Source organism: Streptomyces rishiriensis (assembly GCF_030815485.1).
In the GTDB taxonomy this organism is placed as follows: Bacteria; Actinomycetota; Actinomycetes; order Streptomycetales; family Streptomycetaceae; genus Streptomyces; species Streptomyces rishiriensis_A.
Window position 1 is genome coordinate 8,362,755 of record NZ_JAUSWV010000002.1, and the last position, 18,901, is coordinate 8,381,655.

The following is an 18,901-nucleotide window of genomic DNA, read 5'->3' on the forward strand; positions in this document are numbered from 1 at the left end:
CCGTTCGGTTCGGCCGCACCCGTGGGGGAGTGGTTCGGCCAGAAGGGACGGGCCCGGGGTGTCCTGGTCAGTCCGCCGGGCGGCGAGAAGGGGACGAGGCGCCTGTCACCGGTGCCGTGCGGTACGCAGCTCGTCGGTATACCGGGCGAGGACCTCCTCGGCCGTGGGGATGGGCCCGAACAGCTGCTCCTGGCGGTGGGGGTCGGCGACGTAGCGTCCGGTCTCGAACCAGCGGAACATCGCGGCCATGTCCGCGATCAGGGGCATGAAGCGGCCGGCGACGGCTCCTGCGGTGCGGGTGACGGAGGACGGGACGGCCCACACCTTGATCTTCTTTCCGGCCCGGCTGCCCATCACGTCGGCCACCTCTCGCATGCTGACCGGGCGGTCCCATCCGATGTCGATCCGCTCACCGGCCTCGGCCTCGGCGTCGACCGCGGCTGCCAGGTACGCCGCGAGATCGGAGGTGTGGACGAAGGTCAGCGGGACGGTGGCCTTGCCGAGCCACACCATGCGGCCCTTGTCGACCGGGTCGCCCGCCATGCTCGCGACCTGGTCGAGGAACGCCCCCGGGCGCAGTGCGACGAACGGGACGCCGAGCTGTTCGAGCTTGTCCTCGGCGAGCTTCTTGTGCCAGAAGTGCGGGACTTGGGGCGTCTGGTCGCTGGTGAGGATGCTGGTCAGGACGAACCGCCGGATGCCGGTGCGGTGGGCGGCCTCGGCGAGGTTGGCGTTGCCGATGGTGTCGATGTCGTGGGCGTTCTTTCCGCCGCGGGTGTAGCCGGCGGCGGTGGTGATGACGGCATCGGCGCCGTTCATCGCGGCGACGAGCGAGTCGACGTCGAGCATGTCACCGCGGACGATATGGACGCCCCGGCTTTCGAGCCGGCCGGCGTCGCTGGCCGGCCTCACCAGGGCGCGGACGTTCTTGCCCCGCCCCAGGAGTTCGTCGACGACCTTGCTCCCCAGGGAGCCGGTCGCCCCGACGACGAGGACCGGGAGGGTGTTTGAATGGGTGGCCGGCATGAGGGTCTCACTTTCGGTCAGGTCATCAGCGAGGGGCTTGGTGGGCGGGGCGGGCGCGGCTGCGGACAAAGGCGCCTGCGTGCCGGGCGGGTCAAGGAAGGCGGGCCGTGGAGGCGGATCCGCAGTGCGCCTCGCCGCCGGAACGTGCCGCGTCGAGGAGCCACTGGGCGGATGGGTGACGGGGCCGACCTGGCGGTGGCCGCGCCGCATGCGGGACGGTGTGCACCCCGGCCCGCGCGGGGTGCACACCGGGGAGTCACGCGGACTCTTCTCCCGGCAGCGCGCGGCTGCTGATCGCCTCGGTGATGGCGTACGCGGTCTCGACGAAGGACTCCGCCTGCTGCTCCGACAGATTCCCGGCGGAGGTCTCCTCCAGGGACTTCCACAGGGCTGCCAGAGGCTCGCGCATCGCCCGGCCCCTGTCGGTGAGGTGGACCACCATGACGCGCCGGTCATGGGCGGCCGGCTCGCGGATGAGCAGGCCGGCGTCCTGCATGCGGCGAAGGGACTTGGAGACGGTGGAGTGGTCCAGGCCGACGCTGCCGAGCAGCTCGGACTGGGTCTGGCCGTCCCGGTCGAGAAGGTGCATCAGCAGCAGCTCCTGTCCGGGATGCAGGTCCATCTCGCGGAGCATGGCGGCGGCGTAGGCGCGGTGGGCGCGGGCGAGTTGGAAGATCGCGTAGCTCATCGGTCCTGCGCCGGCCGTCGTGGGGATGAGGGGTTCGGGGGTGTTCATGGTCGGTTCCTCAGACGGTGTGGGTGGGGTAGTCGGTGTAGCCGGCCACCCCGCCGCCGTAGAAGGTCGCCGGGTCGGGGGTGTTCAGCGGCGCGCCGGCGCGGAGCCGCTCGACCAGGTCCGGGTTGGCGAGCGCGAGGGCGCCGACGGAGACGAGGTCGGCCGTGCCGTTGTCGACGTCCTTGGCACGGGCGGGCAGGTCGGCGCCGCCCCGGTTGAGGATCAGCGTGGTCGGCCACAGCGCGCGCAGGGTGCCCAGCAGCTCCTCGTCGCCCGCGTGCATCACGTGGAGGTAGGCCAGGCCCAGGGGGCGCAGGGCGTCCAGGAGCGCCGGATACAGCTCGGCGGTGTCGGACTCGGCGATGTCGTTGTAGGGGTTGCCGGGGGAGATGCGGATGCCGGTGCGCTCGGCGCCGATCTCGTCGGCCACCGCGGCGGCGACCTCGACGGCGAAGCGGATGCGGCCCTCGATCGAGCCGCCGTAGCCATCGGTGCGCTGATTGGTGTTGTCGGACAGGAACTGGTGCACCAGGTAGCCGTTGGCGCCGTGGATCTCCACGCCGTCGGCGCCGGCCGCGACGGCGGCCGCTGCTGCGCGGCGGAAGTCGTCGACGGTCGCCGCGATTTCCTGCGTCGACAGAGCACGCGGGATCGGCATCTCCTGGGGCCCCGACGCGGTGAACATCGCGCCCTGCGCCTGGATCGCCGAAGGGGCGACCGGCCGGCGCCCGTGGGGGGTGTTGTCGGGGTGGGCGATGCGTCCGGTGTGCATCAGCTGGATGACGATCCGGCCGTCGGCCGCGTGCACGGCGTCGGTGACCTTGCGCCACCCGGCGATCTGCTCGTCGTTGTGGATGCCGGGGGTCAGGAGGTAGCCCTGGCCGTCGGCGGAGGGCTGTGTTCCCTCGGTGATGATGAGCGCGTGCGAGGCCCGCTGGGCGTAATACTCGGCGTTCAGCTCGGTCGGTACGCCTTCGGGCGTGGAGCGGTCACGGGTCATGGGGGCCATGACCAGGCGGTGCGGCAGGGATATGCCGCCAAGAGTGGTCGGCGTCCACAGGGCATTCAGCATGAGGGAGTCCTTCGCGAGGGCGGTGACCGGCGGTCACCGTGAAGACAGCGGGTGGTCGTGGGAAGGCGGTGTGCGGGGGGTGCTCAGTCGACGGTCAGGACGAGCTTGCCCCGCACGTGCCCGGCGTCGCTGACCTGCTGGGCCGTGGCGGCCTGGTCGAGCGGGTAGGCGGTGACGGTGGTGACGAGCTTGCCGGCCGCGGCGTCCTGGGCCAGGGCGGCCAGGCGCGCGGTCGAGCGCTCCTGGGACCCCTGGGAGAAGGTGATGCCCAGTTGCCGTGCGCCGAAGTCGGCGATGGTGACGATGCGGTCGGTGCCGCCCCGCAGGGTGATGGAGTCCTCCAGGGCTCCCTTCCCGGCCAGGTCGAACACCGCGTCCACGCCGTCGGGGGCCAGCGCCCGCACCCGCTCGACCAGACCGTCGCCGTACACGGTCGCGGTGGCGCCGAGCGAGGTGAGGTAGTCCTGGTTGGAGGGGCCCGCGGTGGCGATCACGCGTGCTCCGCGGGCCGTGGCGAGCTGGACCGCCAGGGTTCCCACCGCTCCGGACGCGCCGTGCATCAGCACGGTCTCCCCGGCGGCGACCCCCAGCAGGTTCAGAACCCGCTCGGCCGTCTCACTGGCCACCGGCAGCGCGACCGCGTGCTGCCAGTCGAGGCCGGCGGGCTTGTGGGCCACGGTGGTGGCCAGCGCGTACTGGGCGTACGAGCCGCTGTCCGACCAGCCCAGCACCTCATCGCCGACCTGCACGTCGCTCACGCCCTCACCCAGGGCGTCGACCACGCCGGCGAGCTCGCCACCGGGGACGGCGGGAAGGGTCGTCGGGCGGACGGCCTCCAGCATCCCGGAGCGGATCTTGCCGTCCAGCGCGTTCAGCCCGGCGGCCTTGACGCGGACCCGGATCTGGCCGGGGCCGGGCTGCGGCACCTCGATGTCCGCCTCGTGCAGCACGTCCGGGCCGCCGAACTGGTCGAAAACGATCGCTTTCATGAGGACTCCATTCCCTTCGGCCACCAAAACAGTGGCTGGCCACATATTCAAGGTAACAGTAATCGTGTGGCTAGCCAAGTATTCGCGAAGGCGGTCCGCCTCGTGTCGCTGCGGGGGTGCGCCGACCACCTGCACGGCCGACCTGGCGACCGACCGTCCCGGCCACCAGGGTGTGAACAAGGGGCAGCGGCCCTTCGGTGTCACCGTCCACCGATCCTCACGGAGGCTGAGTGGGGGAGCCGGGCAGTCACGCTCAAGATCACTTGTGTTCCGTTGCCCGGCGATACCCCGGTCGGCACATCCGCATCACGACCAGCGCGAAGAAGGGCCGACACGCCCCTCACCCGCAACCGTCATGCGGATGCTCCGCGAACACGACGTACAGGGCCGCCACCGCGGCGGGCACGTGACTACACGGCTGGTTTGCGGCTGGTGTCTGAGCCAGGACTCCGGGGCCTACCCCAGCCCCCACGCCCCGGAGGGGGCCGTCACCGGTGGCTCAGCACGTTCACCACCCGGCCGTTGGGGTCACGGACGAAGAATCGGCGCACTCCCCACTCCTCGTCCTGCAACGGGTGCACGATCTCCGCACCGCTCTCCCGCATGAGCGCATAGGCGGCGTCCACATCGTCCACCTCGACACTCATGTCGGGCGTGACCGGCGCGGTCTTGTCGCTGGACATGAAGCTGAGCTGTGCCGCCGGGTTCGACGGGGAAGCGAGCGTCATGATCCAGCCGTGATTCATGACCTCCTCGAAGCCGAGGAGGCCGTAGAACTCCCGGCTCTCCCGCACCGCCTCCGACTGGACATTGGGTACGACACGGCGAACGGCCATCGGCAACTCCGAGCGAGAGACGGTGTCCTGTGGCTCTCCAGAACTACTACGCCGCACCAGCCGCCGCACGCTCTTTCGGCACTCGCCCTGGATGTGCTGTCCCGCGATGAGCCCTCTGCGCTGGCGGGCATCACCTCATCGGCCGACGAGGCTCGACCATCGGTTCGCGCTGACGGCTCGGCTGTGCCCGAGCAGCCGCGTGGCCTCGCGCACGTTGCCGCCGCCGAGACGGGTCGGCAGCGCGTCGTCGATGACTTTCTCGTTCGGCTCAGGCAGTTGGACTGCGGCTGCGGCTGCGGCTGCGTCGGTAGCGGTACAGCGGCAGGCGAACTCGCCTTGGGTCAGGCGTCTGCCCGGCGTCACCGGAACCGAGACTCCACGCATCTCTCGGACCGCCATCTGCTGTCGCTTCCGTGGACGAAGCCACGCGTGGATTCGCGGGTGACGTCCCCCCGTGCCGGAGGGGATCCGCACGCTGCCTCGTCTTCGCGTGCCGAGGAGGGAAGGGCAATTTCGCCTTCTGGCGTGTGTAAAGCGGGGCAAATCAGTCACTCGTGAATATGTCCGGCGTAGAACCGCATGACCTGCGAGGAGGAGTGAGCTGATGAGTGAGGCAGTGCAGGACACCACGAGGTTGCAGCAGGCCGGTGAGACGGCGAGAGCGGAGGCGTCGGCCACCGCCGATCAGGCCCAGCAGGCCGCGGGGCAGGTTGCGGGTACAGCCGTCGGCCAGGCCAAGGCCGTGGCCGGGGAGGCGCGGCAGCAGGCCGGCAAGGTCGCCGACGACCTGCGCCGCCGTGCGAGGGACGAGGCCGAGGGACAGACCCGGCGGGCTGCCGGGGTACTGCGCCAGTGGGCGGACGACCTGGCGGGACTGGCCGAGAACGCGCCGAGCGACTCGCCCGCCCGCAGTCTCGCCGCTCAGGCCTCCGGCGGCGGACACCGGACGGCCGACTACCTGGAGAAGCAGGGAGTCGACGGCGTCCTCTCCGACGTGCAGAGCTTCGCCCGCCGCCGTCCCGCGGCCTTCCTGGGCGGTGCCCTGCTGGCGGGGTTCGCCGTCGGGCGAATGGTGAAGGTGGCGGCCAAGGCCGACACGTCTTCGGGAACGGACCAGCAGGGGGCCCCCGGCTCGGACCAGGCCTCGCTGAGCGAGCCGGGTTCCGCCGCGCTCCCGCCCACTCCTTCGGTGGGCGCCGCGCAGGAGCCGGTGCCGGCGATGCCGCCCTCTCCGCCACCGCCCCTCGGCATGCCCACCGGTGACGCACCGGGCCGGCCGGGTCCGGGGGTGTGAGCCATGTCCTTCGTTCCGTCCCGCTCGGCGGCGTCGCACGTCGATGACAGGTCGGTGGGCGAGCTGCTGTCCGTCGTCACCTCGGACGTCCAGACGCTGTTCCGTCAGGAGGTCGAACTGGCCAAAGTCGAGGTCAGACAGGAGGCGACCAAGGCGGGCAAGGCTGCCGGCATGTACGGCGGCGCCGGGTTCGCCGGCTACATGGTTCTCCTGTTCCTGTCGCTGGCCGCCGTCTTCGGACTCGCCAACGTGATCGACGCGGGTTGGGCCGCGCTGATCGTCGCCGCCGTGTGGGCTGTGGTCGCAGCCGTCCTGTATCAGCGAGGAAAGACCCAGATGCGCACGGTGGCACCCAAGCCGGAGCACACAGTCGAGACGATGAAGGAGAATGCGCAATGGGCACGTCACCCGACCGGATGAGGGCAGAGATCGACGCCACTCGGGGCCGGCTGTCCGCGGACGTGGACCGCCTCGCGGACCGGGCCAGCCCCCGAAGGGTGGTCCGCCGACGCACTCGAAGGATGCGCGGCGCTGTCACAGGGATGCGTGAGCGGGTCATGGGAACGGTCTCGTACACCGCCCAGGGGGTCACCAGCGGTGTCCAGACCGCGGCTGGATCCCTCCAGGAGGGCACCCAGCAAGCGACCGGCAGCGTGCGCGACGCGGCCGGCCAGGCAGAGGAAGCGATACGGCAAGCACCTGACACGGCGATGCGCCAGACACAGGGCAACCCGCTGGCCGCCGGTCTGATCGCTTTCGGCGCGGGCATGCTGGCGTCCTCGCTGTTGCCGACATCCGAGGTGGAGCAGGAAAAGGCCGCTGACCTGATGGCGAGCGACGGGGCGCTGCAACCGGTGAAGGAAGCCGCCCTCGACTCCGCGCAGAACCTGAAGGAAGGTGCCAAGGAGGCCACCCAGAACGCGGCGCAGGAGATGAAGGACACCGCAGCCGAAGCGGCCCGCACCACTCAGGACGAGGCCCGCGAACAGGCTGCGCAGGTGACGGACCAAGCGCGTCAATCAGGCCGGCAGGTCGCCGACGAGGCGCGGCAACAGCCCGGGTCGGGCTGAACCTCCGAAGCCTCTGGCAGGGCCGTGCGCTGGTGAGCGTGAGCCCGCCCGCGCAGGCCCTGCCCACCTGCCTGCTCCCACCTGCTCGCTTACGCGTGTCGATGCGGGCGCCGGGTACCGGGCGCCGGGTGCCGGTGCGGGGCGGTTCAGCCGTGAAGTCGGGGTACCCGCCGCCCAAGGGCGGCTCCGCCCACCACCGCCACCTTCGAGAGGTGACCCACGATGAGTTCGAGAAAAGTGCTCTGGACGGCAGCCGCGGGCGTCACCGCCGGCGCCGTCCTCGTCCGGCGCCGGGCACGGACACGATCCTCTGCGGCAGCTGCTGAGCGTTGGCTGTCGGTGACGGTCAACTGCGGACCGGGCGACATCCATCCCGAGAAGCTGCCGTCCCCGCTCCAGGAGTACGGCGATCGGATCGACACGAACATCCGCCCCGCGCCCGGTGACCGGGGCACGGAACTGAGCGTACGCCTGAAGGAACCGCAGCCGGGCGTTGCGCACTCGCTGCCCGCCCGGCTCGCCGGCCAGGACCCGCGCCAGGATCTGCGCCGCGCCCTGCGTGAGGCGAAGGCACTGCTCGAGACGGGAGAAGTCATGCGCCCCGACACACCGCCCACCACACATGACACCCCCGGCGGGAAGCTCGTCGGACTGCTGAGTCGGCGCGCGGGTGGGGAGGGCGTGCTGTGAAGGCTTTGTGCTGGGAAGGCGTCAACAAGCTCGCTGTCGAGGACGTGCCGGACCCCGTCCTGCACAACGACCAGGACGTGATCGTACGGCTGATCGCGGGTACCACCTGCGGCTCGGATCTTCATCTCATCGGCGGCTACATCCCGTTCATGCGCTCCGGGGACGTGATCGGACACGAGTTCCTCGGCGAAGTCGTGGAGGTGGGCGCCGGTGTGCGCCGGCACGCGGTGGGCGACCGGGTGGTGGTCTGCTCCTTCGTCGGCTGCGGCCGCTGCTGGTACTGCGCCAACGACCTGTGGTCGCTGTGCGACAACACCAACACCAATCCCGGCATCGGACAGGCGCTCTTCGGGGCCGACACCGGCGGGATCTTCGGCTATTCCCACGCCATGGGAGGCCTGCGCGGCAGCCACGCCGAGTACGTGCGCGTGCCCTTCGCGGACTACGGCGCCTTCCCCGTCCCCGAGGGCATCGACGACACGAGCGCCCTGTTCGTGTCGGACTCGGTACCCACGGGTTGGATGGGCGCCGACCTGGCGGGCGTGAAGGCCGGTGACGTGGTCGCCGTGTGGGGCTGCGGGGCCGTCGGTCAGATGGCGGCCCGCGCCGCCATGCTGCTGGGCGCGGAGCGGGTGATCTCCATCGACCGGATCCCCGAGAGGCTGGAGATGACCGAGCGGTACATCGGCAGCGAGGTCATCGACTACTCGGCCACCGACGTCGGGGCGGAGCTGCGCGAGCGTACCGGCGGCCGCGGCCCGGACGTCTGTATCGAGGCGGTCGGCATGGAGGCGCACAGCGACACCCTGGTGCACGCCTACGACCAGGTGAAGCAGCAGCTGCGGCTCCAGACGGACCGCCCCACCGCAGTGCGGGAGGCCATCCATGCCTGCCGCAAGGGCGGCACGGTCTTCGTCCTCGGCGTCTTCGCGGGCGCCGTCGACAAGTTCCCCCTCGGAGCGGTGATCAACAAAGGCCTGACCGTGCGCGGCGCCCAGCAGCACGGCCAGCGCTACATCCCCATGCTGCTCGACCGGATGGCGTCCGGGGACCTGAGCACCTCCCATCTGGCGACCCACAGTGTGCCGCTGGACGAGGCGCCGCGGGCCTACGAGATGTTCAAGAAGAAGGACGACGGCTGTGTGCGCGCCGTGATCCGCCCGAACGGCTGAACCGGAGCGGCCCACAGCGGTTCGTGGATCGCTTAACGAGCCGCGCGAGTCGGCGCCGGCAACACGCAACAGACCGACCGCTGCCGCGGTGTCCATCGGCTGCGGAACCGGATCGAACGGGACGCCGTTGAGGTGCTCGACGACGTGCGTGACCACGTCGTCGAGCACCTCGGGACCCAGACGCCGTGACGCCCTACTCAACGTGGACGACATCGGCTTCCTGAAGAAGGGCGAGCGGGTCCAGCCGGCGTGAAGCGTCCGTACACCGGCACCTGTAGGCTCCGCGCCCGTGGACGACATACGGCGGACGACCATCAGCTTCAGCGGACTCCTGACGCGGGAGGAGTTCGACGAAGCCCTGACAGCGACCGGGTTGTTCCGGCGCCTGCGGTGGCTCATCGTCGTGGCCGCGGTGCTGCTGGCGGCACTGAGCCTGACGCCCTCCGTTCACGGCGGTCCGATCAACGTCGGTCTGCTGATGCTCGCACTGGTCTACGGCGCGCTCGGCGTGTCGCTGCCCCCGCTGCTCGCCGGCCGCATGTTCCGTGCCGACCAGGCGACAGGGGAGAAGCAGGCAGTCGTCGACGAGGCCGGCTTCGTCGTCTCCCGTGGCTCCGAGGAACTTCTGCGGATGCCGTGGCGCACCATGCACCGCTCCTACGAGACGGAGCGGGTCTACGTCGTGACCGGCCGCCTCGGCTGGAAGGCCAACCTGTTCATCGTGCCCAAGCGGCTGCTCACCAGGACCGGCGAGACCGAGCTGATGGGCGTCCTGCGGGAGGCCCCGTTCCGCCGCTCCAACGGCCGACGAACACAAGGCCGTTAGCGTCTCCTCGCCAGGGCCAGGGCCAGGGCCAGGGCCAGGGCCAGAGCCGGGGCCAGGGTCAGAGCCGGGTTGCTGAGATCCGCGCCGTCCTCGGACTTCGCCGGATACGTACGCATCGCCACCCTGGCCGAGGAAGTACGCGAACCGCCCTGCAGGCAGCGACGGATGGTCTGCTGTCGTTCTCAACCACCCACTTGGGTCCATTCGAGTGAAGTTCCGGGTTCGCGCCAGCCCTGCCGTTTCCATGCCCACGGCCAGTTGGTTGTCCAGGGCGGAAGACCGGCCTGTCCCAAGGCGGCGGGTTCCTCATCCTCCGAGACTTTGGAGTCACTGAAAGTGCGAGTCGCTCTTACCGGCGCTACCGGGTTCCTCGGACTGCGCCTTGTTCGAGAGTTGCTCGAGCGCTACGACTCGCTGACGGTTCTCACGCATGCCGGGTCGAGAAGCGCGCTCAGGCGGATCACGCGATTCATGGAACTGACGAACACGCCCGGCGAGGTGATCGCGGAGCTGCCCAACCGGCTTCGTGTCGTGGAGACCGATCTGGCACAGCCGCGGCTGGGACTGTCGACCGCGCTCTTCCGGCAACTGGCGGACGAACTCGATGTGATCTGGCACAGTGCGGGCAACATCAATCTGGACGACGATCTCGAGGCTCTTCGCCGGGTCAACGTCGATGGAACCCGTAACGTGCTGGAGCTGGCTGCCGTAGGCGTGCGAAAGCCGATGGTCTTCCACGTGAGCACCGCCTTTGTCGCCGGTGCACGGCCTGAAGGCGTCATCTACGAAGACGAGTTGGACGGCGCGCACGGCTTCGAGAACGGCTACGAGCGGTCCAAGTACGAAGCCGAAGTGCTGGTGCACGAATGGTCGCGGGCCCACGGGCGGCCGGTTGGGATCATGCGGCCCGGCATCCTGGTCACGGACCTCTCACCGGACGCCGAACTTCCCCAGCATCCGCTCCAGTTCATCTCCCGGATCGTGCAGGCTTCTGCGCGCGGTGACGGTCTCGCTCTCGCCGGGAGGGGCGTTGCCGAGGAGGACCGGCCGGTCGTACGGATGACAGGACGCCACGACGGGCACCTGAACCTGATGCCGGTGGAACACGCGGCCGCCGTCATGGTCCGGTTGGCGAGCGGGGCGCCCTCCGGGCGGGTCGACACCTATCAGGTCGTCCACGATCACGAGGTCGCCACGACAGTGCTCGTCGCGCTGTTGGAGCGGCTGGTGCCGGTGAGAGTGCGGCTCGTCGAGAAGAAGCCGGACGATCCGACCTCACTGGAGGCCACCGCGGATCTGTACCCGGGATTCACGCCGTACCTCAGCCATCGCCGTCGTTTCGACGACACCCGGGTTCGGACCCGGCTGGGCCCGGTCTCGTCCGGGATCCGCGTCGATCTGGACTACCTGACCACCGGTCTGAGCACCAAGCAGTCCACGCAGTCCACGTCCGCCGCCGGAGTGCGTTGACGGCATCCGTTGCTCCCGCTGTTGCGGAGCCGGGTCCCGATCACGACACGCTCTTCGAATGCCCCGCTCTCATGGGAAGTTGACTCTTGTCCGTACTGGCATGTTCTGACGAAGCCGTCACTGCCTCGCCGGTGTTTGATCCGGAGCAGATCGCGGCCTGTGTTCGCCGGGTTCGGGAACACGCGCACATCGTCGCCGGCCCCACAGGTCGGGAGCTGGGTCTGGTGATGGGGCCCCGGCCCGGGGGCGACATCGTCGGCACACTGCCGCCGCTCTATCCGGAGTGGCTGGGCGGGCGAACCTTCTGCGAGGCGCACGGAGTCCGCTTCCCCTACGTGGCGGGGGAGATGGCGAACGGCATCGCCACGACGCGGATGGTGATGGCGATGGCCCGCGCCGAGATGCTCGGCTTCTTCGGAGCAGGCGGTCTCGGCCTGCCTGAAGTCGAGCGAGCAGTGCGGGAGCTGGCCGGAGAACTGGCCGGTATGCCGAACTGGGGCGTGAACCTGATCCATTCCCCGAACGAACCCGAAGGGGAGTACCGGGTCGCCAAGCTGCTTCTGCGGCACGGTGTTCCCTGCGTCTCGGCGTCGGCGTACATGGCGCTCACCCCGGCCGTGGTGCTGTGCTCGGCCGCAGGGCTGCGCCGGGGCCCGGACGGGCAGATCGTGCGGCGTACGCGCCTCTTCGCCAAGGTGTCGCGCCCGGAGGTCGCCGAACGCTTCCTCTCACCGGCTCCTCCAGACCTGTTGCGACAACTCGTGGAGCGGGGGGAACTCAGCGCGGAGGAAGCCGCCCTCGCGGCGCGGGTTCCTGTGGCGGAGGACATCACCGTGGAGTCCGACAGCGGTGGACACACCGACAACCGGCCACTCGGTGTCCTGCTGCCACGAATCCTGAACCTGCGGGAGGAACTCGTCCGGCGTTTCGGGTACACGCGGGCGGTCAGGGTCGGCGCAGCCGGCGGACTGGGCACACCGGACGGGGTCGCTGCCGCGTTCGCACTCGGAGCGGCCTATGTGGTGACGGGGTCCGTCAACCAGGTCGCCGTGGAAGCCGGCATCTCGGACGACGCGAAGGCGATGCTGGCCGAAGCCGACATCGCCGATGTGGTCATGGCCCCCGCCGCCGACATGTTCGAACTGGGCGTCAAGCTGCAAGTCCTGCGCCGGGGCAGCATGTTCGCCCAGAGGGCCGGTCAGCTCTACGAGGCGTACCGGGCTCACTCGTCGCTGGAGGAGCTGCCGCTGGGGGTGCGCGCGAAGATCGAACGGGAAGTGCTCCGAGCGCCGATCGAGGAAGTCTGGGACCTGACGCGGCGATTCTGGGAGCAACGCGGCCCGGCGGAGATCGCTCGCGCGGAACGGGATCCCAAGCACCGTATGGCACTGGTCTTCCGCTGGTACCTAGGCAACTCCAGCCGTTGGGCGATCACCGGGGAGACAGCCCGGCGCGGCGACTACCAGGTCTGGTGCGGCCCGGCGATGGGGGCGTTCAACCAGTGGACCGCCGGAAGTGTCCTGGCGGAACGGGGCAACCGATCGGTAGTGCAGATCGCCCTCAACCTGCTCGAAGGGGCGGCCGTGAGCACCCGCGCGCACCAGCTCCGCACGTACGGCGTGCCGGTGCCTCCGGCGGCGTTCGTCTTCACACCGTGTCTCTTCGCCTGACCGCGGTTTCCCGGGCGCGGGTTTCCGCGCCGACTGCCCGACGGCCGACTGCGCCGACCCACAAGGAAGTTGAGAGTATGCCCGACCCTCGCCCCCGACAGGTTCCGATCGCCGTGGTCGGGATCGGCGCTCTGCTGCCCGGCCCGCACGGCGCCGACGGGTTCTGGCAGACGGTCGTAGCCGGCCGCGATCTGATCACCGACGTCCCTGCCGCGCGCTGGCTCGTCGAGGACTATTACGACCCCGATCCCGCGGCACCGGACAAGACGTACGCCCGCAGGGGAGCCTTCCTGTCCGAGGTCGCGTTCGACCCGATGGCCTTCGGTATCCCGCCCAACACCCTCGCGACGACCGACACCGTGCAGTTGCTCGCGCTCACGGTCGCCGAGCAGGTCCTCACCGATGTCGGCGGGCTTCCGGGAATGGACCGGGACCGCGTGTCCGTCGTCCTTGGCGCGGGCGCGACGGAACTGCTGACGCACATGACCGCGCGGATCCAGCGGCCGGTGTGGCTCAAGGCCCTGCGGGAGAACGGGATTCCGGAGGAGGAGGCCCAAGCCGTCTGCGACAGCGTGACCGATCACTACGCACCGTGGCACGAGTCGACCTTTCCGGGGCTGCTGGCCAACGTCATCGCGGGCAGGATCGCCAACCGGTTCGACCTGCACGGCACCAATCACACCACCGACGCCGCGTGCGCGAGTTCCTTCGCGGCACTGTCGGTGGCGATGAGCGAGCTCTCCCTGGGCCGGTCCGATCTCGTGATCAGCGGTGGTGTCGACGCCTCGAACGACGCAGGCACGTTCATGTGCTTCTCCAAGACACCCGCCCTGTCGCCCAGTGGCGACTGCCGGCCGTTCTCCGATCAGGCCGACGGCACGATGCTCGGTGAGGGCATCGCCATGTACGCGCTGAAGCGGCTGTCCGACGCGGAGCGCGCGGGCGACCGGATCTACGCCGTCGTCCGTGGCATCGGCACCTCGTCGGACGGCAGAAGCGGAGCGATCTACGCACCGGTGCCCGAGGGACAGGCCCGGGCCCTGCGGCGCACCTACGAGGAGGCCGGCTTCGGGCCGGAGACCGTCGAGCTGGTGGAGGCGCACGGCACCGGGACCCGTGCGGGAGACGCCGCGGAGTTCGCCGCGCTGCGCCAGGTGTACGAGGAGTCCGGCCGCGACGACCGGCAGTGGTGTGCGCTCGGCTCGGTCAAGTCGCAGGTCGGCCACACCAAGTGTGCCGCCGGTGCCGTGGGACTCCTCAAGAGCGTTCTGGCCCTGCACCACAGGGTCCTCCCGCCGATGATCAAGGTTGATCGGCCGGATCCCGCGATGAGTATCGACGACAGCCCCTTCTACCTGAACACCCGGTCGCGTCCGTGGGTGCGCCCCGCCGGCCATCCGCGCCGGGCGGCTGTGTCCAGCTTCGGGTTCGGCGGCAGTAACTTCCACGTCGCGCTGGAGGAGTACGAGCCCTCCGCCGAGTCCGGTGGCCGTGCGGCATGGCGCGCCCGCACCGCTCCCACCGAACTGGTGCTGTTCAGCGCTCCGTCCGCGCCGGCCCTGCGGGAACGGAAGATCGACAGCTCCCGCCCGCCGGCCGATGTGGCACGGGAGAGTCAGCGGGACTTCCGCGTGAGTGACCCGTTCCGCCTCGCGATCGTCGCGGCAGACGGCGACGACCTGTCTGCGAAGCTCGAGCAGGCTCTCGCGCTGATCGGCCGACAGCCCAACGCACCGTTCTCCACACCGACCGGAATCCACTACGCCACCGGCGCGGCGGCCGTCGGACGCATCGGGTTCCTCTTTCCGGGGCAGGGCGCTCAGTACGTCGGCATGGGCGCGGACGTGGCCATGCTGTCCCCGGCCGCTCAGGCGGTCTGGGACCGGCTGGGGGCCATGGAGTTCGGTCGTCGCCCGCTGCACCGCGTGGTGTTCCCGCCGCCGGCCTTCAGCGACGAGGAGCGGGCCACTCAGCAGGCTCTGCTGACCGAGACGGAATGGGCGCAGCCCGCGCTGGCGGTGCACAGTCTCGCCCTGCTCCAGGTACTGAGCGGTCTCGGGTTGCGACCGGACTGCGTGGCAGGGCACAGCTTCGGCGAACTGGCGGCGCTGCACGCCGCGGGCGCACTGAAGGCCGAGTCGCTGGTGAGCCTCGCTCGCAGGCGCGGTGAGCTGATGCGACAGGCTGCCGCCGCGCCGGGCGCGATGCTGGCCGTGGCGGCCGGCCGGGCGCAGGTCGAGGACATCCTCGTCGGCAGTGGCGCCACGGACGTCTGGCTGGCCAACCACAACGCTCCGGCCCAGGTCGTGGTCTCCGGCACGACCGGAGCGATCGAACTGATCGAGCGGAAACTCGCCGCCGAGGGCATCACCGCACGCCGGCTTCACGCCGCGACGGCTTTCCACAGCCCGATCGTCGCCCAGGCGAGCGGACCACTGCTGGACCACCTCCGGGCGCTCTCGGTCAGCGAGCCCCGGCTCGAGGTCTACGGCAACGCCGACGCCGCGGTGTATCCGTCCGCACCGGAGGAGATCCGGCGCAGGATCGCCGATCACCTCGCCTCACCGGTGCTGTTCAACGACGAGATCGAGTCGATGTACGCCGCCGGAGTGCGGACGTTCGTCGAGGTGGGCGCCGGTGACACGCTCACGGGCCTCGTCCGGCAGATCCTCGGGGACCGTGAGCACCTGGCGGTCGGCCTGGACCGCCGGGGACGCAGCGGCGTCACCTCGCTGCAGGACGCGCTCGGCCGGCTCGCCGTATGGGGCGTCCCACTCGACCACGACGACTTGTGGGCGCCGTACGCGCCCCCCGTAGCAGCAGGCGAGGAGCACAAGCCCAGGATGACCGTAAAGATCGACGGCAAGAACCACGGTCGGCTCTACCCGCCTGTCGGCGGAGCGACCGCGCTGCCCGCGCCCAACCCGCCTCGACGACTCGACGTACCCTCACCCGCCGCGCGGCCTGCGGCCCCGGCGGCTGCCGCTCCCGCCGTCGTCGAGCCGCCCGTTGGGCCGCCTGTTGTGCCTGCCCTGTCTGCCGTTTCTGCTGTACCCGCCGCGGCCGACGCGGATGCCAACTGGTTCGCCGTGCTCGACAACGTGCAGCGTCACACGGCGGAGGTCCATCAAGCCTGCCAGCGCATGCTGATGGACAGTCACCTGGCCTTCCTGCAGATGACCGAGACGACCCTGACCGCGATGCTGGGAGCAGCGGGCGGCGAACGGGGGCATGCACAGGCGCTGTTCGCGTCGCCCGGCACGGGCGCCGTGCCGACAGTGCTGCCCTCGGCTCCCGAGGGCTCCGGTGCTGCCGCGCTCGTCGTGCCCTCGGTGACGCCGACAGCCGCCTCTCCCGTCGTTCTTCCGGAACCTCCGCCGGTCCTGGCTCCGCCCGCTCCGGGCGTGCCCCAGGATGTGTCCGCCGCGGGTTTCGAGGAACTGCTGCTGTCCGTGGTGGCGGACCGGACCGGGTATCCGGTGGGAATGCTGAACGTGGACATGGAACTCGAGTCGGATCTCGGGGTGGATTCGATCAAGCGGGTGGAGATCCTGTCCGCCATGAGGGAGCGGGTGGGCGACCATCCCGGCGGGGACGTGGGAGAGCTCTTGAAGCTCCGCACCCTGCGGCAGATCGTCGAAGCGTTCACCGCCGCCGTCACCGGTGGCGCTCCCGCCGCCTCCGTTCCGGCCGCAAGGCCCGGCACCGATCACGAGACGTCCGCACCTCGGCACGAGCCCGCCGGGCGGACGGACCTCGGCAGGCTCGTCCTGCGGGCGTTCGACACCCCGGCACCCGGACTGACCCTGTCCGGTCTGGGGGACGAGCCGATCGCGGTGACCGAGGACGGCTGCGGAACCGCCGAACTGGTGGCGGCCAAACTGGTCGACCACGGTTTCCAGGCCACCGCCGTGTCCACCGTTCCCGCGGGCTGCCGGGCGGTCGTGCACCTCGGCGGACTCGCGCCGCTCAGTTCACCCGAGGAAGCGCTGGAGCTGCAGCGGGATGCCTTCCGAACGGCGCGGTCGGTCGCGTCGGACTTCGCCGACCGGGGCGGGGTCCTCGTCACTGTGCAGGACACCGGCGGTGACTTCGGACTCGGCGGTCGTCGGCCCGAGCGGGCGTGGCTGGGAGGAATCGCCGCGCTGGCCAGGACCGCGGCCAAGGAGTGGCCCTCCGCGTCGGTCAAGGCGATCGACTGCGAGCGCGGAGACCGCGACGCCGTCGGCGTCGCCGAAGCGATCGTTAAGGAACTGCTTCGCGGCGGTCCCGCGACGGAGGTGGGCCTGCGCGCGGACGGCACCCGCATGACGCTCAGCGCGGTCCCGGCGCCTGTGAAACCCGGGCCCACGGCGGGCATCGGACCGGACTCGGTGGTCGTGGCCACCGGTGGAGCCCGGGGAGTGACCGCGGCCGCACTGCTGGACCTCGCCAGGACCCACCGGCCCCGGATCGTGTTGCTCGGCCGCACCGAACCGGCCGACGAACCGCCGGGACTGGCGGCGGCGACGGACGAGGCCGCACTCACCCGCGCCCTCGCCGAGCACTCCGGAACGGTGGCTCCGGCCGCGATCGGCGCCCAGGCCCGCAGCATCCTGGCGGCCCGTGAGGTCCGGACCACGCTTGCGGCACTGGAGAGCGCCGGTTCCCGGGTCAGGTACGTGCCGGTGGACGTCCGGGACGGCAAGGCCCTGCACGACGTCCTGGAGGAGGTCCGCCGGGACTGGGGGCCGATCACCGGCATCGTGCACGGTGCCGGAGTGCTCGCGGACAAGCTGATCGCCGACAAGACCGACGAGCAGTACGACCAGGTCCTGACGACCAAGGTGGGCGGACTGCGCGCGCTGCTCGCGGCGACCGAGAGCGATCCGCTCGACTCGATCGTCCTGTTCTCCTCGGTGGCCGCCGTCTTCGGCAACGCCGGGCAGAGCGACTACGCCATCGCCAACGAGGTGCTCAACCACGTGGCCCGCGCCGAACGAGCCCGTCGCCCCGACTGTCTGGTGCGGTCCATCGCCTGGGGCCCGTGGCAGGGTGGAATGGTCACCCCCGAGCTGGCCGCCCACTTCGGCCGCTCCGGGGTCCCGCTCATCTCCCTGGCGCAGGGCGCCGCGGCCTTCACCGCCGAACTGGGCGCTCCGGGCGCCGACACCACCGTGGTCATCGCCGCCGGTGACGACCTGAACTCCATGACCGTCACCGGACCGGCCCCGGCGCAGGTGCGGATCGACGCTCACACACACCCCCATCTCGCCGACCACGACATCGCCGGTGTCCCGGTGCTGCCCGTGGCACTGGCCCTGGAATGGTTCGCCGGCGCTGCCACGGCCTGGCGGCCGAACGGCCGCCACCTGGTGCTGCGGGATGTCCGCGTCTTCAGCAAAGTCGCTCTGCCGCACCTCGACGGCCCCGGCCACCGGCTCACCTTGCGCGGTCGCGGCGGGCTGGCCGAAGCGCCCTCGGTCCTGGAGGCCGAACTGATCGGGGAGGACGGCCTGCCGCACTTCCGGACCCACCTGGAGTTCGAGACGGACGCTCCGCAGTCCACGGGGTGGGACACACCCCAGGGCCTCACCGCGCCCGCCCGCACCGAGATCTACGACGGCCGGGTGCTCTTCCACGGCCCGCGATTCCGGTCCATCCGCTCGGTCCACACAATCGGCGCGGACGGAGCCGAGGCCACGGTGACCGGCGTGAGCGAACTCGGCTGGGACGGTGACCACTGGCAACTCGACCCGGCCACCGTGGACGGTGCACTGCAACTCGCGTTGCTGTGGGCCGAGAACGCGTTCGGTGACGCGACCCTGCCGATGGCCGTCGCGGAGTGCCGGGTACACCGGAGCGGTCCCATCGAGGGCGCCGTGCGGTGCGTGGTGCGGGCCAGGAAGGTGCACGACACGGGAGCGCGCTGCGATACGGCCCTCGTCGACCCCGACGGACTGCCCAGGGTGGAGCTGCTCGGCGTGGAACTCGTACGACGCCCCTCCTGAACCGGCATCACCGAGTCGGCGCACCGCATCACTCCGCATCCGTGACAGCCACACGCGCGT

14 protein-coding genes and 1 pseudogene are annotated in these 18,901 nt (G+C 70.6%); 10 read left to right on the top strand and 5 right to left on the bottom strand.

Going from position 1 to position 18,901, the window contains the following annotated elements:
- Positions 1 to 105 precede the first annotated feature (105 nt).
- The 5 genes from QF030_RS39395 to QF030_RS39415 all read right to left on the bottom strand — a co-directional run bounded on the left by QF030_RS39395 (position 106) and on the right by QF030_RS39415 (position 4,659).
- Positions 106 to 1,026 (bottom strand): SDR family oxidoreductase, encoded by a 921-nt coding sequence (locus QF030_RS39395; RefSeq protein WP_307167361.1) that lies wholly within the window; start codon positions 1,024 to 1,026, stop codon positions 106 to 108.
- A gap of 256 nt (positions 1,027 to 1,282) precedes the next feature.
- Entirely contained in the window at positions 1,283 to 1,762 is a 480-nt protein-coding gene (locus QF030_RS39400) for a MarR family winged helix-turn-helix transcriptional regulator (RefSeq protein WP_307167362.1), read from the bottom strand.
- A gap of 10 nt (positions 1,763 to 1,772) precedes the next feature.
- The gene (locus QF030_RS39405) at positions 1,773 to 2,834 is read right to left on the bottom strand and encodes an alkene reductase (RefSeq protein WP_307167363.1); all 1,062 of its coding nucleotides are present in this window, start codon (positions 2,832 to 2,834) and stop codon (positions 1,773 to 1,775) included.
- Positions 2,835 to 2,917: 83 nt separating this feature from the next.
- A complete protein-coding gene (locus tag QF030_RS39410) occupies positions 2,918 to 3,823 on the bottom strand; it encodes an NADP-dependent oxidoreductase (RefSeq protein ID WP_307167364.1) in 906 nt (301 codons plus the stop codon).
- A gap of 488 nt (positions 3,824 to 4,311) precedes the next feature.
- The gene (locus QF030_RS39415) at positions 4,312 to 4,659 is read right to left on the bottom strand and encodes a VOC family protein (protein WP_307167365.1); all 348 of its coding nucleotides are present in this window, start codon (positions 4,657 to 4,659) and stop codon (positions 4,312 to 4,314) included.
- A gap of 604 nt (positions 4,660 to 5,263) precedes the next feature.
- Between QF030_RS39415 and QF030_RS39420 the strand changes: the two genes are divergently transcribed.
- The 10 genes and pseudogenes from QF030_RS39420 to QF030_RS39470 all read left to right on the top strand — a co-directional run bounded on the left by QF030_RS39420 (position 5,264) and on the right by QF030_RS39470 (position 18,841).
- On the top strand, positions 5,264 to 5,953 hold the full coding sequence (locus tag QF030_RS39420; RefSeq protein ID WP_307167366.1) for a hypothetical protein: 690 nt from the start codon (positions 5,264 to 5,266) through the stop codon (positions 5,951 to 5,953).
- A 54-nt stretch (positions 5,954 to 6,007) separates the two neighbouring features.
- On the top strand, positions 6,008 to 6,373 hold the full coding sequence (locus QF030_RS39425; protein WP_307167367.1) for a phage holin family protein: 366 nt from the start codon (positions 6,008 to 6,010) through the stop codon (positions 6,371 to 6,373).
- A pseudogene (locus tag QF030_RS39430) lies at positions 6,370 to 6,429 on the top strand (hypothetical protein); the annotation flags it as partial. The gene QF030_RS39425 and the pseudogene QF030_RS39430, both read left to right, overlap by 4 nt.
- Before the next feature lie 66 nt (positions 6,430 to 6,495).
- Positions 6,496 to 7,023, top strand: coding sequence for a hypothetical protein (locus QF030_RS39435; RefSeq protein ID WP_307167866.1), 528 nt, complete (start codon positions 6,496 to 6,498; stop codon positions 7,021 to 7,023).
- A 222-nt stretch (positions 7,024 to 7,245) separates the two neighbouring features.
- On the top strand, positions 7,246 to 7,713 hold the full coding sequence (locus QF030_RS39440) for a hypothetical protein (RefSeq protein WP_307167368.1): 468 nt from the start codon (positions 7,246 to 7,248) through the stop codon (positions 7,711 to 7,713).
- Positions 7,710 to 8,885: a zinc-dependent alcohol dehydrogenase gene (locus tag QF030_RS39445; protein ID WP_307167369.1), complete on the top strand. Its 1,176-nt coding sequence runs from the start codon at positions 7,710 to 7,712 to the stop codon at positions 8,883 to 8,885. Before QF030_RS39440 ends, QF030_RS39445 begins: the two co-directional genes overlap by 4 nt.
- A gap of 289 nt (positions 8,886 to 9,174) precedes the next feature.
- Positions 9,175 to 9,711 carry a YcxB family protein gene (locus tag QF030_RS39455; RefSeq protein WP_307167370.1) on the top strand — a complete coding sequence of 179 codons (537 nt, stop codon included), beginning with the start codon at positions 9,175 to 9,177 and terminating at the stop codon, positions 9,709 to 9,711.
- A gap of 336 nt (positions 9,712 to 10,047) precedes the next feature.
- Positions 10,048 to 11,181, top strand: coding sequence for an SDR family oxidoreductase (locus tag QF030_RS39460; protein WP_307167371.1), 1,134 nt, complete (start codon positions 10,048 to 10,050; stop codon positions 11,179 to 11,181).
- A gap of 86 nt (positions 11,182 to 11,267) precedes the next feature.
- Positions 11,268 to 12,851: a PfaD family polyunsaturated fatty acid/polyketide biosynthesis protein gene (locus tag QF030_RS39465; RefSeq protein WP_307167372.1), complete on the top strand. Its 1,584-nt coding sequence runs from the start codon at positions 11,268 to 11,270 to the stop codon at positions 12,849 to 12,851.
- 77 nt (positions 12,852 to 12,928) lie between these two features.
- Positions 12,929 to 18,841 (top strand): SDR family NAD(P)-dependent oxidoreductase, encoded by a 5,913-nt coding sequence (locus tag QF030_RS39470; RefSeq protein WP_307167373.1) that lies wholly within the window; start codon positions 12,929 to 12,931, stop codon positions 18,839 to 18,841.
- The last annotated feature ends 60 nt before the right edge of the window (positions 18,842 to 18,901 follow it).